The sequence below is a fragment of the Vreelandella lionensis genome, assembly GCF_044543515.1.
Taxonomy (GTDB): domain Bacteria; phylum Pseudomonadota; class Gammaproteobacteria; order Pseudomonadales; family Halomonadaceae; genus Vreelandella; species Vreelandella lionensis.
In genome coordinates, this window is sequence record NZ_JBITWC010000031.1 from 1 (window position 1) to 24,090 (window position 24,090).

The 24,090-nt window shown below is 55.6% G+C and carries 24 protein-coding genes; 9 read left to right on the top strand and 15 right to left on the bottom strand.

The window, feature by feature from the left end; all coding sequences use genetic code 11:
- Nucleotides 1–47: 47 nt before the first annotated feature.
- Both ACIGG6_RS16320 and ACIGG6_RS16325 read right to left on the bottom strand, forming a co-directional pair.
- On the bottom strand, nt 48–1,043 hold the full coding sequence (locus ACIGG6_RS16320; protein WP_399845902.1) for a PAS domain-containing protein: 996 nt from the start codon (nt 1,041–1,043) through the stop codon (nt 48–50).
- A complete protein-coding gene (locus ACIGG6_RS16325) occupies nt 1,028–1,234 on the bottom strand; it encodes a hypothetical protein (RefSeq protein ID WP_399845904.1) in 207 nt (68 codons plus the stop codon). The genes ACIGG6_RS16320 and ACIGG6_RS16325 overlap by 16 nt, the downstream gene beginning before the upstream one ends.
- A 288-nt stretch (nt 1,235–1,522) precedes the next feature.
- Between ACIGG6_RS16325 and ACIGG6_RS16330 the strand changes: the two genes are divergently transcribed.
- On the top strand, nt 1,523–2,005 hold the full coding sequence (locus ACIGG6_RS16330; RefSeq protein ID WP_399845906.1) for a PAS domain-containing protein: 483 nt from the start codon (nt 1,523–1,525) through the stop codon (nt 2,003–2,005).
- Here ACIGG6_RS16330 and ACIGG6_RS16335 read toward each other — a convergent pair.
- The gene (locus ACIGG6_RS16335; RefSeq protein WP_399845908.1) at nt 1,936–2,139 is read right to left on the bottom strand and encodes a PAS domain S-box protein; all 204 of its coding nucleotides are present in this window, start codon (nt 2,137–2,139) and stop codon (nt 1,936–1,938) included. The two genes, ACIGG6_RS16330 and ACIGG6_RS16335, sit on opposite strands and share 70 nt — an antisense overlap.
- On the opposite strand from ACIGG6_RS16335, the gene ACIGG6_RS16340 reads away from it, so the two are divergent.
- Together ACIGG6_RS16340 and ACIGG6_RS16345 are read left to right on the top strand one after the other, a co-directional pair.
- The gene (locus tag ACIGG6_RS16340) at nt 2,138–2,839 is read left to right on the top strand and encodes a methyl-accepting chemotaxis protein (RefSeq protein ID WP_399845910.1); all 702 of its coding nucleotides are present in this window, start codon (nt 2,138–2,140) and stop codon (nt 2,837–2,839) included. The genes ACIGG6_RS16335 and ACIGG6_RS16340 overlap by 2 nt on opposite strands.
- Nucleotides 2,832–3,092, top strand: a complete 261-nt coding sequence (locus ACIGG6_RS16345) for a type IIL restriction-modification enzyme MmeI (protein ID WP_399845975.1) — start codon at nt 2,832–2,834, stop codon at nt 3,090–3,092. The genes ACIGG6_RS16340 and ACIGG6_RS16345 overlap by 8 nt, the downstream gene beginning before the upstream one ends.
- A 10-nt stretch (nt 3,093–3,102) precedes the next feature.
- On the opposite strand, the gene ACIGG6_RS16350 is transcribed toward ACIGG6_RS16345, so the two are convergent.
- From ACIGG6_RS16350 to ACIGG6_RS16375, 6 genes are all read right to left on the bottom strand, one after another.
- A complete protein-coding gene (locus ACIGG6_RS16350) occupies nt 3,103–4,176 on the bottom strand; it encodes a sensor domain-containing diguanylate cyclase (RefSeq protein ID WP_399845912.1) in 1,074 nt (357 codons plus the stop codon).
- Between the two features lie 453 nt (nt 4,177–4,629).
- Nucleotides 4,630–5,097 (bottom strand): S-ribosylhomocysteine lyase, encoded by a 468-nt coding sequence (locus ACIGG6_RS16355; protein ID WP_044630275.1) that lies wholly within the window; start codon nt 5,095–5,097, stop codon nt 4,630–4,632.
- A gap of 54 nt (nt 5,098–5,151) precedes the next feature.
- Entirely contained in the window at nt 5,152–5,499 is a 348-nt protein-coding gene (locus ACIGG6_RS16360; protein ID WP_062360950.1) for a putative quinol monooxygenase, read from the bottom strand.
- 63 nt (nt 5,500–5,562) lie between these two features.
- Nucleotides 5,563–6,240, bottom strand: a complete 678-nt coding sequence (locus ACIGG6_RS16365; RefSeq protein ID WP_399845916.1) for a haloacid dehalogenase type II — start codon at nt 6,238–6,240, stop codon at nt 5,563–5,565.
- A gap of 116 nt (nt 6,241–6,356) precedes the next feature.
- Nucleotides 6,357–7,790, bottom strand: coding sequence for an aspartate aminotransferase family protein (locus tag ACIGG6_RS16370; RefSeq protein WP_253506058.1), 1,434 nt, complete (start codon nt 7,788–7,790; stop codon nt 6,357–6,359).
- A gap of 205 nt (nt 7,791–7,995) precedes the next feature.
- Nucleotides 7,996–9,492 carry an NAD-dependent succinate-semialdehyde dehydrogenase gene (locus tag ACIGG6_RS16375; protein ID WP_058577474.1) on the bottom strand — a complete coding sequence of 499 codons (1,497 nt, stop codon included), beginning with the start codon at nt 9,490–9,492 and terminating at the stop codon, nt 7,996–7,998.
- A gap of 403 nt (nt 9,493–9,895) precedes the next feature.
- On the opposite strand from ACIGG6_RS16375, the gene ACIGG6_RS16380 reads away from it, so the two are divergent.
- The gene (locus tag ACIGG6_RS16380; RefSeq protein ID WP_399845919.1) at nt 9,896–11,125 is read left to right on the top strand and encodes a GGDEF domain-containing protein; all 1,230 of its coding nucleotides are present in this window, start codon (nt 9,896–9,898) and stop codon (nt 11,123–11,125) included.
- On the opposite strand, the gene ACIGG6_RS16385 is transcribed toward ACIGG6_RS16380, so the two are convergent.
- From ACIGG6_RS16385 to doeA, 3 genes are read right to left on the bottom strand one after another with little or no spacing between them, the layout of a single operon-like run.
- Entirely contained in the window at nt 11,120–11,602 is a 483-nt protein-coding gene (locus tag ACIGG6_RS16385) for an Lrp/AsnC family transcriptional regulator (RefSeq protein ID WP_399845922.1), read from the bottom strand. The genes ACIGG6_RS16380 and ACIGG6_RS16385 overlap by 6 nt on opposite strands.
- Nucleotides 11,603–11,610: 8 nt before the next feature.
- Entirely contained in the window at nt 11,611–12,642 is a 1,032-nt protein-coding gene (gene doeB, locus ACIGG6_RS16390; protein ID WP_399845924.1) for a N(2)-acetyl-L-2,4-diaminobutanoate deacetylase DoeB, read from the bottom strand.
- A gap of 26 nt (nt 12,643–12,668) precedes the next feature.
- Entirely contained in the window at nt 12,669–13,868 is a 1,200-nt protein-coding gene (gene doeA, locus ACIGG6_RS16395; protein WP_083024227.1) for an ectoine hydrolase DoeA, read from the bottom strand.
- Between the two features lie 299 nt (nt 13,869–14,167).
- On the opposite strand from doeA, the gene ACIGG6_RS16400 reads away from it, so the two are divergent.
- From ACIGG6_RS16400 to ACIGG6_RS16420, 5 genes are all read left to right on the top strand, one after another.
- Nucleotides 14,168–15,103, top strand: coding sequence for a 2-hydroxyacid dehydrogenase (locus ACIGG6_RS16400; RefSeq protein ID WP_172416462.1), 936 nt, complete (start codon nt 14,168–14,170; stop codon nt 15,101–15,103).
- A gap of 89 nt (nt 15,104–15,192) precedes the next feature.
- The gene (locus ACIGG6_RS16405; protein WP_399845928.1) at nt 15,193–15,903 is read left to right on the top strand and encodes a hypothetical protein; all 711 of its coding nucleotides are present in this window, start codon (nt 15,193–15,195) and stop codon (nt 15,901–15,903) included.
- On the top strand, nt 15,904–16,836 hold the full coding sequence (locus ACIGG6_RS16410; RefSeq protein WP_399845931.1) for a lysine exporter LysO family protein: 933 nt from the start codon (nt 15,904–15,906) through the stop codon (nt 16,834–16,836). It abuts the gene before it with no gap.
- A 75-nt stretch (nt 16,837–16,911) separates the two neighbouring features.
- Nucleotides 16,912–18,141 (top strand): nucleoside recognition domain-containing protein, encoded by a 1,230-nt coding sequence (locus tag ACIGG6_RS16415; protein WP_399845934.1) that lies wholly within the window; start codon nt 16,912–16,914, stop codon nt 18,139–18,141.
- An 85-nt stretch (nt 18,142–18,226) separates the two neighbouring features.
- On the top strand, nt 18,227–19,093 hold the full coding sequence (locus ACIGG6_RS16420) for a DMT family transporter (RefSeq protein ID WP_399845937.1): 867 nt from the start codon (nt 18,227–18,229) through the stop codon (nt 19,091–19,093).
- Here ACIGG6_RS16420 and ACIGG6_RS16425 read toward each other — a convergent pair.
- The 3 genes from ACIGG6_RS16425 to ACIGG6_RS16435 form a co-directional block, all read right to left on the bottom strand.
- Nucleotides 19,090–20,106, bottom strand: coding sequence for an asparaginase (locus tag ACIGG6_RS16425; RefSeq protein ID WP_399845940.1), 1,017 nt, complete (start codon nt 20,104–20,106; stop codon nt 19,090–19,092). The genes ACIGG6_RS16420 and ACIGG6_RS16425 overlap by 4 nt on opposite strands.
- Before the next feature lie 56 nt (nt 20,107–20,162).
- The gene (locus ACIGG6_RS16430) at nt 20,163–21,626 is read right to left on the bottom strand and encodes an alanine/glycine:cation symporter family protein (RefSeq protein WP_399845943.1); all 1,464 of its coding nucleotides are present in this window, start codon (nt 21,624–21,626) and stop codon (nt 20,163–20,165) included.
- 240 nt (nt 21,627–21,866) lie between these two features.
- Nucleotides 21,867–24,050: an OsmC domain/YcaO domain-containing protein gene (locus tag ACIGG6_RS16435; RefSeq protein WP_399845946.1), complete on the bottom strand. Its 2,184-nt coding sequence runs from the start codon at nt 24,048–24,050 to the stop codon at nt 21,867–21,869.
- Between the last annotated feature and the right edge of the window lie 40 nt (nt 24,051–24,090).

Consider the following 24,090-nt stretch of genomic DNA (forward strand, 5'->3'; position numbering starts at 1 on the left):
CACAAAGAACGGGAGAAGCGTGTCTGCATTTTCGATTTTTTGTTGGCTCATGTGAGCGTTGATGAATATCGGCAGTTATTCAGACCTTCCCTAGTAATGACATGACCAAATAAATTATCCAGATTATTAAAAAACAACTCGCCCCGCTGATAGGCGCGGTACTGTTCGTTAGTTTCCTCACTCCAGCTAATATTGGAAAGGGCATGAATAAACAGTGATTTATCGCCTGTCTCCTGCATCACCACCTGTCCAATCAAACCAAACTGACTTTCTGCAAGCGATATCAGCCCATCAAAAATTAGCTCGCAAGAGAGGCGAATATTTTTTTCTTGAAGAAAAACACTCTGCGCTCGGTTCATAAAGTTAAGCAGCTGCATCTGCTTATGCTCTCGCAGCTCAGCGCGCTTCTTATCAGATATATCACGGATAACGCAGGACAAACGCAAAGGGCGCCCCGCGCTATCGTGAGCCACCACGCGTCCATAGGCACTTAGCCACACCCAATACCCATCTCCATGACGCATCCGATACTCTTCGTTAAAAATCGAATCATACTCACTCAAGTAGCTGCGGATGGCACTAGTGAGCCGAATGACATCGTCTGGATGAACCAGGCTTTTCCAAAAACTGGACCGACTTTCAACCTCATCTATGCCCAGCCCTAATAAATCACACCAACGCTGATTGAAGGCATTGTGGTCATTGGAAATTTCCCAATCCCACACGCCCACATCAGCTGCCTCAATCATCATGGCAAAATCACGATTACTTGGAGCTAGCCTTTGCTTATCAATAAGATGGATATAATCACTAATAAAAAAACTGAGCGACTCTAAAAAACGCAAATCTTTGGCTGAAAGCGTATTAGGCCTGTCATCAATCAAACAAACTGCACCCACCTCTCTGCCACCGGCCATCAGCGGCACACCTGCATAAAACTTGATTCGTGGGCCAGCAATAACCAGCGGATTATCGCAAAAATCTGGATGGAGGGTTGCATCCTCAATTACTAGGGGTGCCCGTAACGCTACACATGGCGGCAAAATGCATCTTCTAGCGAGGTAAAGTCAATATCAATTCCAGACTTGGCAATAAACCATTGTTTTCGGCCAATAACTGAAATTAATGCAACAGGAAATTCAAAAAACGCCGCTACGGAAGCGATCAGCGCATCGGTTTCAGCTTCTAGCGGTAATTTGTGCTTACTGATATGTTGCCATCGTTGGTTTAGCATAACATTTAGCCTGTTAACGATAAGAGGGCACAACATAACCTTATGTCCACGTTTATCTGGCACCTTTTAGCAGCTGTCAAGAAAGAAACATAAATTGTTACCGCACACTATATTTATCAACAAGTTACATTTTAAATTTAACATTTCTTTACATTTTGCGAATTACAAATATGCTTAGAATCACTCCCACTTAAAATTTATTTGCATAAGATAAAGAAGCAAGATAGAACGCTAATAAAAATTACCCATGCGTAAAAACAGTGCCATATTGAATTCAGGTGCCTCCCCTTGTACCTGCCCCTTGCACGGACAACTACATACAGAGAAGGCAAAATGCATATCAACTTTCTTAAGTCGCCTCTTTATAAGGCACTAGTTAACCATACGGCCTGCATTTTCTTTACGCCTCAAGGGGTTATCAAATATGCAAGTCCATCATTTTTGGAGGTGATGGGGTGCCGCCTACAGGATATCAAAGGGCAACACCACCGCATGTTCTGTGATGCCGCTGAAGCGCAACGGCCCGATTATCAACAGTTTTGGCAGTCGTTGGCGGCTGGCGAAAGCCACCACGGACGGTTTCGACGCTTTAAAGAGAATGGTGAAGAGGTTTGGCTAGAAGCCACCTACCTGCCTATTTACTCGCGCACAGGTAAAGTGACAGAAATTTTTAAAGTGGCGAACGAGGTAACCAAAAGCCATCAGGAAGCCCGGCACCAAGAAGCGTTATTGCATGCACTACCAAGGCTTTGCCAGAAGTTAGGCTGTTGACGGTAGAAGTCCGGGCGGCAAAACATTTTATGATGCTTACCAATCAGAGCTTCTCGACGGTAGCCCATTGTATTTTCAAAGTTCTGATTTACATCGAGAATATAACCTTCCGGGGAGAACTCAATAACAGCCATGGAGCTTGCTAACGGTGAATTCAATAAAGGCCGCTTTGAGAGGATAGACGCACAGGGCAAATCCGTATGGCTGGAAGCCACCTACAACCCTGTGAAAGATGCCAGTGGCACTGTGATAGAAGTCGTCAAGTTCGCCAGCGACATTCCCCCTTTAGTAGAAAAAGCCAACGCCACCTCAGGCACCATCAGTTCAGCACAAAGCAGCACTTCACAAATTGAACGCACCGCCAAAGATAGCCTGGACCACTTAGATGAAATGGTGAAAGGCTCAGAGCAGGCAGCGCAAACCCTAGCAAAAGCACAAGAACTGATCGACGCGCTGCATAAGCAGTCGCAAAGCATAAATGCGATTACCGAATCTATCGCCAAGATTGCCAGCCAAACCAATCTACTTTCTCTTAACGCCGCAGTAGAAGCCGCCCGCGCAGGCGAACAGGGCCGAGGCTTTGCAGTAGTCGCCAACGAGGTGCGCCAACTCGCCAAGGGCTCCACCGAGGCGGTTGCTCAAATAACGCAGGTGCTAAAAGATAATAGCAGCCTAGTGGAACGCACCACCCAAGCCATGCAACAGGTCATTCAGCAGGGTAAAGCCAGCCAAACCAGCGTTAGTGAAATTGACGCCATCGTGAATAAAATTCTGCAAGACGCCCGTAGCGTGGCGCGCTCCATCGAACAGCTAGCGGCCGATACGCATATCTAGCCGCACCGATTTTCATGCACAGGGACGTGCACCCTTTCCCCTTAAGCAGCTTTCCTCACTTTTTAAGCGTTGCCTTTCCACTATGTTCAGTAAAGATGTTGAGCTGCTGCCCAAAGACAGCATTACCGTCTTCCTCACCTACATGAAAGAGACCCCAGAATACCCTGCTGAAGCTATTGGCTCGTTATGGGAAAGGATGAACAGCGGCAGCTTTAGCGACGTTCTGTCGACCAAGCAGCTAAAGCCTGACTGACCACGCTGTGTTAGGCGCTGCTCCCAAGATCAGGCGATGGGCCTTCTAGAGCAATGCAATCTCGACCCCGCTCTTTGGCTTGATAAAGTAATTGATCGACGTCGCGTAGCCGATCTTGCAGGTTACTCGCCTCATCTAGGCTGCAAATTCCCATGCTTGCCGTCACGTAGAGCGGTTCGGTTGTATCGGCTATCATTGCCTGGCTCGCCAATAACTGACGCAATCGGCTAGCCGCTTGATACGCTTCATCCACAGTTGTGTGAGGCATTAATAACATAAACTCTTCACCGCCCCAGCGGGCCAATACATCCGCTTGACGCACAATGGAACGGCAGCGCTCGGCAAAGCATTTGATGGCACTGTCTCCCACTGGGTGGCCATACATATCGTTAATTTGCTTAAAATTATCGATGTCGAGCATCACGAGCGCTGCTGGAGATGCGCCACGCTTTATGGATGCCAGCGTACTGCGAAGCCTTCGTTCAAACGCTCTGCGATTCAGTAGCCCAGTGAGGACATCCGTCGCAGCTAAGTTGGCCATTTCGTGCCGAGCGCTTTCAAGCTCAGCGATTAGGCGTTTTTGCTCTCGGTGCGAGCGCATCAATTCCATATGCGCCATCACTTGGTTGGCCAACGCTTGTAGCGCAAAGCGTTGTTGCTGGTCGATATCTCGGGGATGGTAGTCAAGCACACATAGCGTGCCTAGTGGGTAACCATCAGGGCTTTTGAGCAATGCACCTGCATAGAAGCGTAAAAAGGGGTCCCCCGTTACCAGCGGGTTACTCGCAAAGCGCTCATCCTGTGTGGTATCAGGCACTACGAACAGCCCTGGTTGTAAAATGGCGTGGGAGCAAATAGAAATGTCCAGCGGTGTTTCACGCACAGAAAGCCCTTTAACAGACTTAAACCATTGCCGATCCTTGTCTATAAAATTAATAACGGCGACAGGCGCTTGGCAAATAATAGATGCTACTTCAACGATATCGTCAAACGCGGGCTCTTGGGGCGTATCCAGGATGTGGTAATCCATCAGTGCGGCTAGACGTGATGCTTCGTGATCTATAGCGTTCTGCTTATCGTTCATTAGCATTTACCAATGTCTTGAATCGCCTTAGAAATACTCATCATCGTGTCATCCTGTATCTTATTCAATCGCACCTAGCTGTTTATCCTACTACTTGCCTTATCCGAAAATTTTTATACAAAACAAACACACCGCCAATCCAAACCTGCTAAAAATTTGCCAGATATATCGCAAAATGGCTGTTTGTCTCCCTTTCGACTTGTGCATTTTTAATTAAGTTCAATTTGCAAATCGCTCTCTTACAGCTAGCTATACTTTGTAATCTACCGTATTAATAACCATTTTAATTATTAGAAAATTCAAAAATTATAAATTCACAGCACTAGATAGCATGGGAAGCATACACCGTACTGCCATACGATTGGCGTAGTTTTAAAAGCCCCATACCAAAACGCCCCCAAGGCGGGGGCGTTTGGCGTACTGCATTTGCTCACTACGTTTTATCACAGACGCTTACGCAAACACTTCTGTCCACTCACTGCGCTTGGCCAGTAGGCCTTTGGCAAGCTTCTGGGCGCCTTCCAGGCTGTGGCTGGCGGCCCAGCCGCACTGCATTTCGTTGCAGGCGGGTACTTCGGTGGCGGTCAGTACGTCGTTGAGGGTTTTCTCGATGATCGATAGTACATCGTCGTAATCATCGTGGTTAATCAGCGCGATATAGAAGCCTGTCTGGCAGCCCATCGGGCTGATATCGACCACTTTATCGGTATGATTGCGCGACATTTCCGCCATCAAGTGCTCCAGGGAGTGCAGCGCGGGCATCTCCATGTGCTCTTTGTTGGGCTGGCAGATCCGCAGGTCATACTTGTGGATACGGTCGCCGTTCTGGCCCTCTTTAATATCGGCCAAACGTACGTAGGGCGCTTTTACCTTGGTGTGGTCCAGGTTAAAGCTTTCAACGTTCATCTTCTTTTCGGTCATGGTGGCTCCGTCGTCGCTCTCTTTCGTTCGCCTATTCTACACGCTGAAGGCTGGTTACACCTTGGGAGCGTCGAAATTCCACGGCTCATCAGTATAAACGCATACGTTGGCGTCTTCGATATCGCCCTCGGGCGACTCAACGTGCTTGGCGAAAAAGTCTTGAATCTCTTTACGCTGGCAGTGGGCTTCAAACTCTTCGCGACTGGCCCAAATTTCATGGAACACAATCGGGTAGCTAGTGCCTTGGGCAAACGGGTTATCGATCTGGCGCGTCACCGTGTAGTGCAAGCAGGCATCTTCGCGGTGCGTATTGGGTTCTAACGTCTGCAGCGCTTTAAATACGGCTTCCTCTTTACCGGCCTTGGGTTTGAAGCTAGCGATGCAGTAGATTTTTTTCGACATATTTTGTTCCATGTAAGGAGGGTTCTGCCCACCATTATGGGGCCGATAGCGGTAGATACCAACCTATCGCATCATTCGCTCGGCAAGCGCTTCAAGGTCTGGCACGGTCATATCCGGCTCAATGCCCCAAGGGTCGAAGGGGGCATCCGAATGACGGCGTACCCAGGCGCTACGCAAGCCCGCGTGGGCCGCGCCAATCACATCAAAGGGGTTGCTGGAGATCAGCCAAGTATGTTCTGGCCGCGTTTCTAGCTGCGTGCGTAGGTAGGCGTAAACGGCAGGGTCAGGCTTGAAGCGTTTTACCTCATCGACACTGATCACGGCATCCATATGACTCCTTACACCTGCGCGAGTCAGCAGTTGGCTAACAGCATCTTCCGTGCCGTTGGAAAAGGCCACGCAGCGGATGCCCGCATCGCGCAGTTGATCCAGCGCAGGCACCACATCCGAGAATGCTGGCAGCTCGGCATAAACGGCCATTAAGTGGTCGTGGTCGTTATCGGAAAGGCCTGTTTGTAGCGCACGGTCAGTGAATACCAGCGCTTCGCGAGTGCACTCAGCAAAGGGCACGTAAGCTCCCATCAGGCCGTGGCGGAAGCTGTACTCCAGCTGTTTTTCCCGCCAGCGTTTGGCAAACTCGCCTGCCTTGGTGGCATCGCTTAGGCGGCGTTCCAACTCAACGGTTACCCCCTGGGTATCAATAAGCGTGCCGTATACGTCAAAGGCCAGTACCGGTTGCATTGTGTGCGTCTCCTTAACGATCCATTGTCTATTCACTGTATTCAGCATAGACGCCGCGATCAAAAACAAAAACGCCGCTGCATCGGCAGCGGCGCTTAAACGGCTAACGCAGGCGATTAAACGGTAAAAGCGGCTTCTTGCTGGCCCGTTTTCAGGTCGCCGGAGCGCACTAACTCATCGGTCACGCGGTCGATGGCACGTTTGGCACGGCCAATCATCTCGTCCACTTCACCACGATTGATGGTCAGCGGCGGCGCAAAACCTAGAATGTCACCTTGGGGCATGGCGCGGGCAATCAGGTTCTCTTCCAGCGCGGCAGCGGCGACACGCGGGCCCACTTTCAGCGCGGGGTCGAAGTGCAGGCGCTGTTTCGCATCCGGAGAGAATTCCAGCGCAGCCATCAGGCCAACACCGCGCACATCACCCAACAGCGGGTGGCCTTCAAACGTCGCTTTCAGCTGCTGCTGGAAGTAGCCGCCGGTTTCAGCCGCGTTGCCCACTAGGTTTTCGCGCTCGATGATATCCAGGTTGGCAAGGCCTGCGGCACAGCCCAGGGCGTGGCCTGAGTAGGTCCAGCCGTGGCCGATGGGTCCAAATTCACCGGTGCCCTGCTCAAGCACTTTCCACACTTTATCGCCGACAATCACGCCAGACAGCGGCTGGTAGGCGCTGGTCAGGCCTTTGGCGATAGTGATCAGGTCAGGCTTCATATTGTAGTGGTGGCTACCGAAGTCGGAGCCGGTACGGCCAAAGCCACACACCACTTCGTCGGCAATTAGCAGCACGTCGTACTTATCCAGTACCGGCTGAATCGCTTCCCAGTAGCCTTCCGGCGGCGGCACGATACCGCCAGTGCCAAGTACCGGCTCGCCGATAAAGGCGGCAACGGTGTCCGGGCCCTCTTCCAGAATCATCGCTTCGAGCTTATCCGCGCAATAGGCAGAGAATTCCCGCTCGGTCATGCCGTGCTGCTCGGCGGCGCGCAGGTAGTAGTGCGGCGCTTCGGTATGACGAATGGTTTCGATGGGCAGATCGAAGTGATCATGGAACGCTTTCAGGCCGGTCAGCGAGCCAGACGCGATGCCAGAGCCGTGGTAACCGCGCATACGCGAGATGACCTTTTTCTTCTGCGGGCGGCCCAGTACGTTGTTGTAGTAACGCACGATTTTGAGCTGGGTTTCGTTGGCGTCAGAGCCGGACATGCCGTAATAAACCTTGGACATGTTCATACCAGCAATTTTCAGCACGCGCTCGGACAGCTCGATTTGCGGCTCGTTGGAGTGGCCTACGTAGGTGTGGTAGTAGGAGAGCTCCAGCGCCTGCTTGTAGATAGCTTCAGCCACTTCAGTGCGACCATAGCCGATGTTCACACAGTAAAGACCCGCAAAACCGTCGATGAACTCGCGGCCATCTTTATCAACGATATTAATACCTTTACCACCGGTAATAACACGGCCCGGCGCATCGCCATGGGCGAAGTCACGCAGGTGGGTAGAGGCGTGAAAGGTGACTTTGCGGTCGCGTTCGATCAGATCCTGGTGCAAGCTCATAACGTTCTCTCTGTACGATAAACCTCCCCACTGTTGGGGAGGGTGTTTTATCTTTGGTGACTGACTAGCTGTTGGTCACCTAGCGGTGTCTTCGCCCGGCAAAGCCGACCTCCCACAGGGCCTATTCAAGCTTCTCAGCGGATGTTGTGGGAGGGGCTTCAGCGCGCGATGCTGTGGTTCCTAAACGATGCTGTGGTTCCTAAACCTAGCTGCCAGACACCGAACCCAGTGCCCCAAGGCAGTAGTACTTCGTTTCCAGGTACTCATCGATACCTGTAGCGCCACCTTCACGGCCAAGGCCGGACTGCTTAACGCCGCCGAAGGGCACGGGCGGGCCGGTCATCTTCACGGAGTTGACGCTCACCATGCCGTACTCCAGTGCGCGCATCAGCTTCCAAATACGACGAATATCGTGGGTGTAGATGTACGCGGCCAGGCCATATTCGGTGTCGTTGGCCATCTCGATCACTTCGTCGTCGCTACTATAAGCGGTAATGCCGGCCACGGGGGCAAAGTTCTCTTCCCGCCATACTTTCATTTGCGGTGTCACACCGGTCAGCAGCACTGGCATAAAGAAGTTGTCGCCCGGTGCTTGGCTTTGGTCGCCCGCGATCATGGTGGCGCCTTGGGAGATCGCATCGTCCACAATCGCGGCTGCTTTTTCGACCGCTTGGCGGTGAATGAGCGGGCCAAGATCAACTTCGCCGTGCAGGCCATTGCCCACGGTGAGGGCCGCCATACGCTCGGTGAACTGGGCCACGAACTCATCGTGAATCGATTCGTGTACCAGAATCCGGTTAGCGGCTAGGCAGTCTTGCCCAGCGGTTTGGAACTTCGCCGCTACCGCCGCATAGGCGGCCTCTTTCGGGTCCATATCCGGCCCGACGATAAACGGCGCGTTACCTCCAAGCTCCAGCGAAAGCCGCTTCACGGTGTTAGCGCTTTGCTCGATGAGCAGGCGGCCAACGCGGGTGGAGCCGGTGAACGAGAGCGCACGAATACGCGGTTCGCTGCACAAAATCTTGGAGACTTCCGCAGGCTCACCCAATACCACGTTGAAGATGCCTTCTGGGATGCCCGCTCGCTCGGCAAGTTCTGCCAGCGCCAGCGCCGAGAACGGCGTTTCGTTGGCGGGCTTCACAATCACCGGGCAGCCTGCGGCCAGCGCGGCAGCGGCTTTGCGGGTGATCATCGCCAGCGGGAAGTTCCACGGCGTAATCATCGCGGCAATGCCCACCGGCTCTTTAATGGTGCCGAGCGATGCATTGGGAATGTGGCTAGGGATGGTCTCGCCGTAGGTGCGCTTGCCCTCTTCCGCGAACCAACGCACGAAGCTTGCGCCATACTCCACTTCGCCACGGGCATCGGGCAGCGGTTTGCCCTGCTCCAGGGTCATGATGGTCGCGAGGTCTTCGCGGTTGGCTTGAATCAGATCGTACCAGGCCAGCAGGCGTTCGCAGCGCTCGTCGGCGCGCAGTGCCCGCCAGTGGACGAACGCCGCTTCGGCGGCATCCACAGCAGCGGTAATTTGCTCTGCTTCCAGCAGCGGAATATGGCCAATGGCTTCATTGGTCGCGGGGTCGTACACGGCCTCTTCGCGGCCGCCTTCACCGTGGGTCCACTTGCCGTTCACGTAGGCGTACTGCCGGAACAGGCGCGGGTCTTCCAGGCGTTTAGCAAGCGTGGTCGATAGTGTGGTCATGGGCACCTCCCCAGGTTGCAGCCAATACGGTGAAGCCAGCCATGGGCGACAAACCGTTGCACATTAAAAATGTTCGCAGCAGCGGCTCACTGGCCGTGCTGTTTTGATGTGCTTAGCGTACGGGAGAACGGCCACGAAGTGTTTTTGAAAGCACCGGAGATTCCCGGCACTTTTTTTGTGGCGAGGCGTTTTATGAAGGTTTTTTTTGGTGGCCGCGTATTTTTAGCAAGAGGCAGCTACTACCAGACAGTTACAAAAACAAAACAATTGTGGCAAATGAGGTTATCTCACCCCTTTTCTTCTGATTCCCGGTTAAGCTTAGCCAGTATTTTCACTGAGTAATCGTACCTACCGGGCGGCTATTGCTAAGTGTTTACAGCCCCACAGGCCGAGAGGCAACGCCGTGTATCGACTACCGTATTACCACCAGTTGTCACAGCGTATCGGTGCCACGACCGTGCGTGAAAAGTACGACCTTGACCGCCACGATGAGCGGTTGCGCTCACTGCGGCTGCTCACCTTGCTGCTCGCAATCTTCTACTTCTCCTACACGCTGGTAGATATCTATTTACTGCCGGATGTCACCGTCCGTTCACTGTTACTCCGCGGCGTCATTATGCTTCCGCTAACAGGGCTACTCTTTGCCTACTACAAGCGACCTGTTTCGATTCGCCACAAGGAGCTGGCAGGCGTCACCGTCGTCTCTTTATCTGCCGTAGTGTGGTGCGCCATTCTGCTGGGCTCTGAGGATGAGCGTGTGCTCAGCTATTTTTATGCGGGACTTGTATTTCTTATGGTTCTAACGATTGTCTTAACCCCGCCTTTTGAGCACAGTCTTTATAGCTCTCTGTTTGTGTTTACCTGCCTCTACACCACCATTTGGTTTTTACACGGTGCGACCAGCATTTATGTCATTAATCATTTGACGCTAGGCGTGCCGGTGCTAGTGCTAACGTTAATCGCCAACTATCGGTTTTCCGCCGAGTCGCTGCGGCTGTATTTGGAAAACGTTAGCGTGGAGCAGCTGCGTGTGGAGTTAGCCGCTCGCAATGCAGAGCTAGAAAAAATCTCGCACATTGACCCATTAACAGGGCTGACCAACCGCCGAGGGTTAACTCGCTTTGCTGACGACTTGCAGCAGCTATCAGGAGCGCAGTGCTGCATCGCGGTCATTATTATCGACGTCGACCACTTCAAAGCTTTTAACGATTTTTACGGCCATGCAGAGGGGGATAACTGCTTACGCGCCGTTGCCAACGCCATTCGTGCTGCCTGTAACCAGGAGGATGTGGTGTGCCGTTTTGGTGGTGAAGAGTTTCTGATTTTACGCTCTGATCACAGCGCCCAGGCTTTTAATGCGCTCACACTGGCAGAGAAGATCCGCATGGAGGTCGTAGGGCTGGGTATACCCCATCAGCCTACCCAGGAGGGGCGTGTCACCATTAGCGTGGGGGTATTTACGGGCCCGATCAATCCAGACGCAGAGCTCAACACATTTATCAAAGAGGCGGATGCTGCTCTGTATGAGGCAAAGCGCGAGGGCCGTAACCGTGTGCGTTTCAATACGCACTATACCGGTTACGCCTCTCACCTCTCTATGCTGTGTGCTTCAAACAGTGACAAGGCGCTATAGCGAAGTATTAGTCTCCGTATCAACACCAATGGGGGCATGCTTAACGGTTTTCGTCACGATATAGGTAAAATAACGCTCGATACCCGCGTCAGATACCAGCCATTTATCCATCAGCCGCTGGTAGCTATCAATGGTACGGGCTTCAAACTTCACCAGGTAGTCGACGCCGCCGCCCACCGCAACACACTCGGTCACCTCTGGGGTGTTCATCACCAAGGCTTCAAAGCGGGCAAAGCTTTCGGCGTTGTGCTGTTTGAGCTCGATCTGCACCCACACCGGGTTACGCGGCACCAATACCTCGGCATTAATGCGCGCGGTATAGCCTTCGATCACACCGGCTGTTTCCAGCCGCTTTACCCGCTCCCAGCAGGGGCTGACCGAGAGGTTAATCGCCTCGGCCAGCTTAGACTTGGTGATCCGTCCATCCCGGGAGAGGATATCGAGGATTTTGAGATCAAAACGGTCCAGTTTCATCATGCCGGGGGCTACGCCTCCAGGCGTTCGACAACATCGGCGATCACCGCCAGGGTGTCCCCCATATTGATCAGCGAGGGCGCACGGCGGGCCATGAGAATACCATCGCGCTCGGCCTTGTACGCCACTGGTGCGGTGCCGCTGCGGGTCATATCGTAGACATAAGCGATGGTTTGGCCCTTCTTCACTTCGTCGCCCAGTGCCACCAGCAGCTCTAATACGCCCGAATGCTGGCTCTGCACGTAGCAGCTAGCATCTGGCATATCGAGGTACATTTGACCGCCTTCGGGCATCTCCACTTCACCGGCTACCAAACCGTAATGAATTAAGAAGTTGCGCACGCCACGCTCAGCAATGGCAATGCTTTGCGGCGTAGAGGTGCCGCCGCCGCCCAACTCCGTGGCCACAAACACTTTGCCCTGGCGCTCGCAAGCGGTGTCGAAAAGCTTTTCGGCATCTAGCTCAAACATCACCATGGCGTAAGGTGCACCAAACGCTTTTGCACCTTCAAGGGCAGCCTGCTGTTGGGCTTTATCATCCAGCACGTGGGAAGCGCCAAACGGCAGAATGTCCAGCGTGCGGCCGCCGGAGTGCAGGTCGAGCACTACATCGCTCATGGGCACCAGCACACGGGTGAAGTAGTCGGCAATTTGCGAGGTCACCGTGCCGTTAGGGTCGCCAGGGAAGCTGCGGTTCAGGTTGCCTTTATCCATAGGCGAAGTGCGTTTGCCCGCCATCACCGCTGGGGTATTCATGCAGGGCACGATAATCACACGCCCGGTCACGTCTTCCGCTTTCAGCGTTGAGGAGAGCTTCAACAGCGAAGTGATGCCCTCGTACTCATCGCCATGGTTGCCGCCGGTGAGCAGTGCCGTGGGGCCTTCGCCATTTTTTACTACCGTGACGGGGATCATCACCGCGCCCCAAGCCGACTCATCGGTGGAAATCGGCAGTTTTAAAAAGCCGTGCTGCACGCCATCGGCGTCGAAATCAACGGTGGCGGAAATGGGGCTTGGCCGCAGTTGGTTCGGTTGAAGCGTCATTGTGTTTCCCTTGTGTTATCACGCGGCTATTTGACGAACAGCTGGCGGGGGAAATTCGCCAGGGTTTCACAGCCGTCTTCGGTTATTAGGATACTTTCGGTAATCTCCAGGCCCCAGTCATCAACCCATAGGCCGGGCATGAAGTGGAAGGTCATGCCTGGCTGTAGAATCGTTTCATCCGAGGGGCGCAAACTCATGGTGCGCTCGCCCCAGTCGGGTGGGTAAGAGATACCGATGGGGTAACCACAGCGGGCACCACCGCGGTCAAAGCCATATTTATCCATCGCCGCACCCAGCGCCATGGCAATATCTGCCGTGCGGTTGCCGGGTTTGGCAACCGCTAGGCCATTCTCGATTCCTTCAAGCAGCGCCGACTCCGCACGGATAAAATCAACCGGTGGCGTGCCGAGAAACACCGTGCGCGACATAGGCGCATGGTAACGCTTAAACACGCCCGCAATCTCGAAGAAGGTGCCTTCGCCGGTGCGAAACGGCGTGTCATCCCAGGTTAAGTGGGGTGCGGCTGCATCTTTACCGGTGGGCAACATGGGCACGATGGCGGGGTAATCACCGCCAAATACTTTGCCGTTTTCATCGACAAAGCCCTCAATACCCACGCGATAAATCTCCGATACCAGCTTGCTCTTGGGCAGACCAGGCTCAATCACCTCAAGAATGCGCGAGTGCATCCCCTCGACGATTCTGGCCGCTACCCGCATATAAGCAATTTCTTGAGGCGACTTGATCGCCCGGCACCAGTTCACCAGCGAGTTGGCATCCATAAAGCGCGCATGGGGCAACTCTTTCAGCAGGCTTTGATACGCTTTAGCGGAGAAGTAGTAGTTATCCATCTCCATGCCCACCACGCCGGTATGCCAGCCACGGTCCGGCATAATCGACTGCGCCAGATATTCCATCGGGTGCATATCAGGGTTCTGAACGTAGTAATCCGGGTAGTAGGTAATATTATCGGGATGAATCCAGCAGGTGCGCAGTGCACCATTGGCATCCATCCGGCGGCCGAACCATACCGGCTCGCCTTCCAGCCCCACCAGCACGCACTGGTGGACATAAAATGACCAACCGTCGTAGCCGGTTAGCCACGCCATGTTGGAGGGGTCGCTGACGATCAATACGTCAATACCACGACCGGCCATTTCAGCACGCACCTTCCACAGGCGGTTTGCATACTCTTCACGAGTGAAAGGCAGGGAAACCTCAGTCATCGGGCAACTCGCCATCAAAGATCACTAAGAACCAGCGCATGCCCTAAGGCTCACTGCGCTGGGCCACAGGATCGACCTGGCCACCGCCGCTGTTGGCCCGCCAATGTCGTCTTAAGGCGATACTAGCACCCACCCTTGGTTGCCGGTCAAAACCTTTATTACAAAAATTTCATATGCTGTTAACGTTAGCTTTATCTATACGTTGACAGCGTTCTCCATAATGCCCTCAGGTTGCGGTATTAAGCTCCTCTCGCCCATGATAGTCAGCATGCATTATTAACTGAGTACAAGGAGATAACATGAAAGTCGTAGTGCATATTGATGACGCGGCCCAGTGGCAGGCCGCTATTGCAGAGGCGCTTCCAGAGGCCACCGTGCTTACCAGTGACGCCCCCGCCAGCGAACGGGCCAACGCCGACTACCTAGCCGTGTGGAAAGCGCCCGCCCACCTCCTGCAAGAACAAACGCAGCTAAAAGGCATTATTAACCTAGGGGCTGGGGTCGATTATTTGCTGAAGACGCCTGGGCTCCCCAAGGATGTCCCTATCGTGAAGCTACGCGATGCAGGCATGAGCGAATTGATGGCCGACTATGTGCTTTACGGAGTGCTGCACTTCTACCGCAGCATGGACCGCTACGCCGCTCAGCAGCCAAATGCCCAGTGGCAGCCCCATGCGGTGCCGGATAAAGCGAACTGGCCGGTGGGTGTATTAGGGCTAGGCGCTATCGGCAGCTATGTGGCTAGCGCGCTTCAACAGGCTGGGTTCCCGGTGCTTGGCTGGAGCCGTACCCCCAAACAGATCAGCGGCGTGCGCTGCCTGCATGGCGAGGACGGTTTAAACGAGCTACTGAACCAAGCGCAAAGCGTAGTGACCATTCTCCCCGATACAGCGGCTACCCAGCACATTCTTAACGCCGAACGGCTGGCACAACTGCCGAAAGGTGCCAGCATCATTAACCCAGGCCGTGGTAGCTTGATTGATGAGCAAGCACTGCTGGACGCACTTGGCCATGACGGCCAGCCAGGGCACCTGCGCGGAGCACTGCTGGATGTTTTCCATGAAGAGCCGCTACCGGCAAACAACCCGCTCTGGCAGCACCCTAAGGTCATCGTCACTCCGCATATGGCGGCCCCCACACCGCTTAACGATGCCATTGATCAAGTGATTTCGTACCTGCACGCCTTTGAGGCGGGTGAAACCCTGGCTACCGTTAACCCCGACATGGGCTACTGACGTTTAACGCCACGCTCGTTATACTCGCACACGGAACCAAGCGCTCGCTAAAGGCTCTTAGGAAAACACATTTAATGGAGGAAGGGCCTTTGCGTCACCTTTTCGCAACTGCCGCTCAACGCGGGTTAGTGAGCGCTGTTTTTGGGACGACTGCCCTGCTGGCAGGGAACACAGCCCTCGCAAACAGTAGCTCAGCGCTACCCACTCCTCAGCCCTTTGAAGCCCAATATCGGCTTGAAATTCGTGGCTGGCCGGGGGCAACCATCACCCATACGCTCACCAACGAAGGCTTACACTGGTTAAGCGATATGAGCTTTTCCATTACGGTGGCTCGCGGCCAGGAGAGCAGTCGCTTCACGGTTGATGAAAGCGGTACCCATTCGCTGCTTTACAACAGCAGTTATTCGCTCTTTGGTATGGGCGATAGCTATCAGCTTAATGAGGGCGATATTCGCTCCATTGACCGCCAAGCTGCCCTTTTTGACCTCTCCCGCCGGGCAGGCTCTGAGGGCTGTACTGAGAGTAGCCCCTGCGATATCACCTTTGTGGACCATCGCGGGCGGGACGAAAACTTCCAGTACTACGTGAATGCCCCCACAACGGCCCGCGTACCTGCCGGTGAGTTTGATGCCAAACAAGTCACGCTGATTGATGCCGAAAAGCCTGACCGGCATCTGTTGATCAACTTTCACCCTGAGTGGCCGGGGCTGATCCTCTCTGCGGAGTATCAAAAAGAGGGGCAAAGGCAAACCACCATCACCATGACCCAATTCAACCCCGCCGGGGGTAACGCGCCCTAAATGCTCTCTGGCCTATTGATCGTTTTGCTGCCGCTGTTTTTGGGCTACTTGGTACGTGTCCGTTCGACCCGCTTGCTGAATCTGATTAACCGAGCCGTTAGCGGCTCGGTGTACCTGATTCTGCTGTTTATGGGCGTGAGCCTCGCCGGGCTTGAGAATTTGGGCAGCCAGCTCTCCCGCTTGGGTGGCAATGCGCTACTGTTGTTCAGCATCACCACGCTGTTTAACTTAGCTGCACTATGGTGGCTTTCTCGGCGAGTGCGACTCAGCGCGGGCGGATCGCCAGTAGTGAAAGATGCCCCCACCAGCAAACTCGCCGCCATGCAGGGCTCGCTGCTGCTGGTGGGCGTGGTGGCGGCGGGCGTCACCATGGGGCTGCTGCTTGGACCCATAGTTGGCGAGGCGCTGTTCACCACCGCTGACTGGCTAGCCGAGTGGGTGCTGTACCTGTTGCTGGTGTTGATTGGCTGCCAGTTACGCAACTCCGGTATGCCGCTGAAGCAGATTTTGCTCAATCGCTTGGGGCTCGCCATTGCGGTCACACTGGCCGTTAGCTCGCTGCTAGCGGGCTTATTGGCCGCCCCGCTACTTGCGCTGAGCTGGAACGAAGGCCTTGCCATGGCCTCAGGCTTCGGCTGGTACTCGCTGTCCGCCATCCTGATTGGCGACCAGCTTGGCCCGCTGATGGGTGGGGTGGCGTTCTTCAACGACCTCACCCGCGAGCTGCTGGCGTTCATCCTGATCCCACTGGTCATTCACCGCCATACCGCGCTGGCGATTGGCTACGGCGGGGCGACCTCCATGGATTTCACCCTACCCGTGATTCAGCAGCACGGCGGCGTGGCCTGTGTGCCCATTGCCGTGGTTAGCGGCTTTATCCTCTCGCTGCTCTCCCCGCCGCTGATTCTGTTCTTTCTTTCGCTTTCGGGTTAGCACGCACGGGCGCTCCTTGGTTAGGATACGCAGCAAACGCATACCCTCTTTTATGACCAAGGACGCCCACCCGCCATGCTCAACGGAATCTGGTTAAGCTTCTTTATTGCCGCCTTTGCGGCATCGCTCTGGCAGTGGCTGGTGGGTGGCGATAGCGAAGTGTTTGCCCGCTTGGTGCAGTCGCTGTTCGATATGGCGAAGGTGAGCGTCGATATTATCTTGGTGCTGCTGGGCACCATGACGCTGTGGCTGGGGTTTCTTTCCATTGCCGAAAAAGCGGGGTTGATACGACTGCTGGGGCGGGTGCTCGACCCGCTGTTTAGCCGCTTGATGCCAGAAGTGCCCCGTGGCCACCCGGCCATGGGGCTGATCAGTATGAACTTTGCGGCGAACATTCTCGGGCTGGATAACGCCGCCACGCCGATCGGCATTAAAGCGATGCATTCGCTGCAAAGTCTTAATCCCAGCAGTGAGACCGCCAGCAACGCGCAAATTCTATTTCTGGTACTCAATACCTCGTCGCTCACCCTGCTGCCCGTCACTATTTTTATGTACCGCGCCCAACAGGGAGCCGCCGACCCGACGCTGGTTTTTTTACCGATCTTGTTAGCGACAAGCGCCTCTAGCCTGGCTGGGCTGTTGGCGGTAGCGGTGATGCAGCGTTTAAAGCTCTGGCACCCTGTCGTGTTGGCCTATTTAGTGGCGGCTGCGTTAGCGTTAGGGCTATTGATCACTACCTTAGCGGGGATGTCCGCTCAGGCGCTGGCGGCGGCCTCAACGCTGGTGGGCAATCTGACCCTGTTTAGCATTGTGATGATGTTTCTGGTGGTTGGCGCGCTGCGCGGAGTGAAGGTGTACGACGCCTTTATCGAAGGGGCTAAAGAGGGCCTGAGCTTTACCATCACCCTGCTGCCCTACCTGATTGCCATGCTGGTCGCGGTGGGTGTGCTGCGCGCCAGCGGCGTGCTGGATGCCGGGCTTGGCGGTATCCGCTGGCTGGTTGAGGGCATCGGCTGGGACACCCGCTTTGTGGATGCGCTGCCCACCGCCTTTGTGAAGCCCCTCTCCGGCAGTGGCTCCCGTGCCATGATGATCGAAACCATGAACACCTTTGGTGTCGATAGCTTCCCTGGGCTACTGGCGGCCACCTTCCAAGGCAGCACCGAAACCACGTTTTACGTGCTGGCGGTTTACTTCGGTGCCGTAGGCATCACCCGCATTCGCCACGGCTTGGGCTGCGCGTTAGTAGCCGACGCGGCAGGCATTACTACCGCAATTGTTGTGTGTTACTGGTTCTTTGGTTAAGAAGTGACTCCCACGCTTTCGTTCACTGGTGACAGCGTCTACCTTTCAAGGCCACGCCAAACCATTCATGGACGAAAGGTGAATCATGCCAGGCGCCAGCACGATGTTGATTGCGCTCGCGGCGCTCTTCTGGGGTATTTCTGGAGGCATCGCGGGGATTCTGTTAGATAGCGGCTGGGACGCTGCCGTGGTCTCGTTTTATCGCGGCTTTGTTGGGCTCGTCTTCGCGCTGGGTTGGCTTGTTCTGCAACGGGGCAGTCGCGGCTTGGCCAGCAGGTCGCTATGGTTCTGGTCAGTGGTGGCGGGCCTGGGAGTGGCGGGCAACTTTACCTTCTACTTTCTCAGTATCGAACACGGCAGCGTGGCGGTGGCGGCCACCTTGATGTACTGCGCTCCGGTGTTTGTCTATCTGGCTTCGTTTGCGCTCAAGCTTGAGCGCCCGACGGCCGTTAAGTGGCTTGCCATCGCGCTGGTCATGGTCGGCGTGGTGCTACTGACCAAGCTGTACGCCATTGGCGCAGGTGACCTGTCGTTGATGGGCGTCGCCACGGGGCTACTGGCGGGACTTTCCTACGCGCTGTTCATTTTTGGCTTCAAATACGCCGCGCCCCATGGCAGCCCCTCCGCCGTGCTTTCGATTGCCTTCACGGTGCTGGCCGTCGTTCTGATTGTGCCAGCCGATCTGTCTCAAACCATCAGCGTGGTCAGCGCACCAGAGCTTCCGCTGTTTGTGGCGTTAGGTATTTTGGGCGCGGGCCTGTCGTTTCTGCTCTACGTGGTAGGCATCAAGCACGCCGCCCCGGCGTTAGCGTCCATGGTGGCCATGGTCGAGCCGGTCACCGCCACGCTGTTTGGGGTGGCGGTGCTGGGTGAAAATTTGGAGATGATTCAGATGGTCGGCATGGGGATTATCTTACTGACCGTGACCGCACTGAGCGTGACATCCCGCTAACGGGCCGTCGCTTCACCGCGAATAGGTGCACTGAGCGCTTTGCGCAGCGCTAGCCCAGAAAGCCCTTGGCCAAGCAGCACGGTAAGCTTCGCTACGGCAGCTTCCAGCGTGATATCGCCCCCGGCGATCACGCCCGCTTGATTGAGCGCCGCCCCCGTGGCGTAGGCGCCTTGCACGACTTCGCCTTGGGCACACTGGGTGACGTTGAGCAGCGCCACACCCCGCTCGTTAGCGGCTTGCATGGCGTTTAGCAGTTCACTTTCAAAGCTTGGCGGATTGCCCACTCCGTAGCTTGAGATCACCAATCCTTTGAGAGTGGCATCTTCCAGCAGCGCTTTAGCGCGCCGTAGCGACATTCCTGGATGCAGCGGCAGTACCGCCACCGCTTCGTCGTCTAGCTGAAGGGGTGAAAAACTGGGCTCCCCGCTGAGCAACGCCGACGGTTGGGGAAAGGTAATGCCAATGCCTATCTCGGCCAGCCAGGGGAAGTTGGGAGAGTCGAAGGCATCCAAACCTTGCGTACGCACCTTACGGGCGCGGTTGCCGCGCAGCAGCCAGTCATGAAAGAGCAGGCTCACTTCGCAGGGGGTAGCCGGATGAGCGGCCAGCTGTAGCGCGCTGACCACGTTGTTCAGCGCGTCGCTTCTTGGCTCACCCAGCGGAATTTGGGAGCCGGTGAAGATCACCGGCTTGTTGATCGCACCGAGCATAAACGATAGCGCCGCAGCGCTGTAGGCCATGGTATCGGTGCCGTGCAGAATGATGAACGCAGCATAGTGCTGCCAGTGGCTTTCCAGCACGGCCACGAGGCAATTCCACGCCTCGGGCATCAGCTCGGCGCTGTCGATCAGTGGCTGCATCTCCACTACATCGAAGGCAGGCAGCCGATAAGGGTCACCCAGGGCCAAGTGCGCCGCTAAGCGCTCGGCCAGCCCCGCGCTGGGGACATACCCTTGTGGCGATGGCTGCATACCAATGGTGCCGCCCGTGTAGAGCATGAGGACGCGGGGCATGGGTGCTCCTTATCGTAGGTACAGTCGTATCGACAGTCGAGTGAACAGAAACGAACTTACTTCGCCGGCGCGCTTTCCAGGCGCTGCTTCAGCGCTTCGGCTTCTTCGGGCTCCAGTTCCCACGCTTTGGGGTCCAGGTCGAGATCCGGGTGCTGATTAGCGTCGAAAATCGGCTGTTTGATGCCCTGACGGCGCTGGCTATCGAAATCGTTCATGATACGCAGGCCGCACTTGAACAGCAGAATCAGCGCTACGAGGTTCACCACTGCCAAGAGGCCCATGGTCACGTCGGCAAAGCCGAACACGGTGCCTAGATCCGTGGTTGCACCCCAGCACACCAGCAGCACAATCGCCACGCGGAAGGCGTTGAACAGGTTCTGGTTATCGCGGCTGAAGAAGTTCAGGCTGTTCTCGCCCAGGTAGTAGTTGTACAGAATGGTGCTGAAGGCAAACAGCAGCAGCGCCAGGCTCACAAAGGTACGGCCCCACTCGCCCACGTGGTCTGCCAGAGCAGCCTGAGTCAGCGCAATGCCTTCCACGCCCGCACCGGCAGCCGGGTCGTATACGCCGCTGAGCAGAATCAAAAACGCCGTGGCCGAGCAGATGATTACCGTGTCGATAAACACCGAGAACGCCTGCACGATGCCCTGATTGGCCGGGTGCGGCACGTAGGCAACGGCGGCCACGTTGGGCGCACTGCCCAGGCCCGCTTCGTTGGAGAACAGGCCGCGTTTCAAGCCCATCATGATCGCAGCGCCAATACCGCCGCCCACTAGCGGCTCCAGGCCAAACGCGCTCTTCACGATCAGCGCGATCACGCCAGGAATCTCAGTGATGTTCAACGCAATGACCAGCAGCGCCACGGCAATGTAGCCCACGGCCATGAACGGCACCAGATACTCGGAAATACGGGCAATACGCTTGATACCGCCAAAGATGATCAGCCCCACCAACATGGCCAGCGCGATACCGCTGTACAGCACCGGCACGCCAAAGGCGTCGCCAAACGAGGTGGCAACGGCATAGGACTGCAGGGCCGTAAAGGCAAAGCCGAAGGTAATCAGCAGCAGTACCGAGTAGAACGCAGCCAGCCAGCGCCACTGCTTGCCTAGGCCTTTGACGATGTAGTACGCCGGGCCGCCACGGTAGGTGCCGTCGCCCTCGGCCTCTTTATAGGTTTGCGCCAGCGTACACTCTAGAAAGCTGGTGGCCATGCCCATCAGGCCCACCAGCCACATCCAGAAAACGGCACCGGGGCCGCCCAGCGTAATCGCCACGGCCACACCGGCAATGTTGCCGCCGCCTACACGGCCAGCCACCGACAGCACCAGCGCCTGAAAGGAGCTTAAGTGGCCGTGCTGATTACGCTTGAAAGCTTGTCCTGAGCCCAGGATGCGAAACATTTCACCGAAATAGCGAAACTGCACAAAGCGGGAGGCAACGGTAAAACCGATCCCCACTCCCACCAGTAAAACGAGTAGAACCTTCCCCCAGAGGAGGTCATTGAGCATATCGAGCATGGGATACTCTCCGCGTTATTATTGAGCGTTATGGAAGTTGCGTCGTTAACGACCGCGTCTTTTTGCTATTGAGATGCGCGAAGAGTGTTGTACCAAGCCAAGCCTGCCATGAAATTTGGCGCAGCGGTGCAGTTGGTTGCACTCACTGCGCCAATCACTGCACCAGAGTGCACCATATAAAAAAACGGTGCGGGCCACTGAAGGCTACGCACCGCTGTTTTTGCTCACCGATAACTGCCGTTAGAAGCCCGCTTTTGCCGCCCGCGCTGCGTGAAGCTTCTTGTAGCTTTCGATCAGGCGCTGGTGGCGATCCAAGCCCTCTAACTGCATATTGGTGGGCGTGAGGCCGTGGAAGCGTACGCTGCCGTCTACTGAACCCACGACCGCCTCCATAGTCGCTTCGCCGAACATGCGCTTGAAGTTGGGTAAGTAGTCGTCCAGCTCCAATTCGTCGTCCAGCTCAATCTCCAGCACCGCGTTCACCGCTTGGTAGAACAGGCCGCGCTCGACGGTATTGTCGTTGTACTGAAGGAACATCTGCACGCAGTCCAGCGCCTCTTCATGGCGGCCAAGTGCTAGGTAGACCAGCAGTTTCAGCTCCAGAATAGTCAGCTGGCCCCACACGGTGTTCTCGTCGAACTCGATACCGATCAGCGTGATGATATCGGCGTGGTCGTCCATCTGGCTCTCTTCCAAGCGCTCGACGAGATCGGTGAGCTGGTCGTCATCCAGACGGTGCAGGTTGAGAATATCTTCGCGGTAGTCCAGCGCCTTATTGGTGTTGTCCCAAATCAGGTCTTCAATCGGGTACACCTCGGAGTAGCCCGGCACCAGAATGCGGCAGACCGGCGCGCCTAAGTCTTCATGCACCGCCATGTACACTTCCGCGCCCAGCTCTTCGAAAATACCGAACAGGGTCTCGGCTTCCTCGTCGTTGCTGCCGGAGAAGTCCCACTCGCTGAACTCGAAGTCGGGCTTGGCACTGAAGAAGCGCCAGGAGACCACGCCCACCGAGTCGATGAAGTGCTCGACGAAGTTGTTGGGCTCGGAGACGGTCTGCGAGTTGAAGGTTGGCAGCGGCAGGTCGTTCAGGCCTTCGAAGCTGCGGCCTTGGAGCAGCTCGGTCAAGCTGCGCTCCAGCGCTACTTCAAAGCTTGGGTGGGCACCGAAGGAGGCAAACACGCCGCCGGTACGCGGGTTCATTAGCGTCACGCACATGACCGGGAACTGCCCACCCATGGAGGCATCCTTTACCAGCACGGGGAAGCCCTGAGCTTCCAGGGCGTTAATGCCCTCGACAATGCTCGGGTACTTGGCCAGCACTTCTTGCGGCACGTCGGGCAGGGTCAATTCCTGTTCGAGGATCTCCCGCTTCACCGCCCGCTCGAAAATTTCTGAAAGGCACTGCACCTGGGCTTCCACCAGGGTGTTGCCCGCGCTCATGCCGTTGCTGAGGAACAGGTTTTCAATCACATTGGAGGGGAAGTAGACCGTTTCGCCATCGCTTTGGCGCACAAAGGGCAGCGAAACGATGCCGCGATCTTCGCGGCCCGAGTTGGTATCAATCAGGTTCGAGCCACCCAGCTCGCCTTCCGGGTTGTAAATCGCCAGGCAGTGCTCGTCGAGAATGCCTTTCGGCAGCTCGTCATTCGGTCCTGGCATGAACCACTTCTCGTTAGGGTAGTGAACGAATTCGCTGTTCGCGATCTCTTCACCGAAGAACTGATCGTTGTAGAAGAAGTTGCAGCTCAGGCGCTCGATAAACTCGCCCAGCGCTGAACAGAGCGCGCTCTCTTTGGTCGCGCCTTTGCCGTTGGTAAAGCACATGGGCGAAGCCGCATCGCGGATATGCAGCGACCACACGTGGGGCACGATATTGCGCCAGGAGGCGATCTCAATCTTCATGCCGAGGTCGGCCAAAATACCGCTCATGTTGGCAATGGTCTGCTCCAGCGGCAGGTCTTTGCCTTCGATGTAAGTGCTGCCCCCTTCCGGCGCGACCATCAGCAGCGCTTGGGCGTCTTCGTCGATGTTCTCGACCACTTCGATCTGAAACTCGGGGCCGGTCTGAACAACCTTCTTCACCGTGCAGCGGTCGATGGAGCGCAGGATGCCTTCGCGATCCTTTTCCGAGATATCTTCCGGCAGCTCGACCTGAATTTTGAAGATCTGCTTGTAGCGGTTTTCCGGGTCAACGATGTTGTTTTGCGACAGGCGAATGTTCTCGGTGGGAATATTGCGCGCGTTGCAGTACACCTTGACGAAGTAGGCGGCACACATGGCCGACGACGCCAGGAAGTAGTCAAACGGGCCAGGGGCCGAGCCGTCGCCCTTGTAGCGAATCGGCTGGTCGGAGATGACCGTAAAATCGTCGAACTTGGACTCCAGGCGGAGGTTGTCGAGATAGTTAACTTTGATTTCCATAAGCGGGCGTCCGGAGTAATGAGTGTGCCTGAGCGCCAAC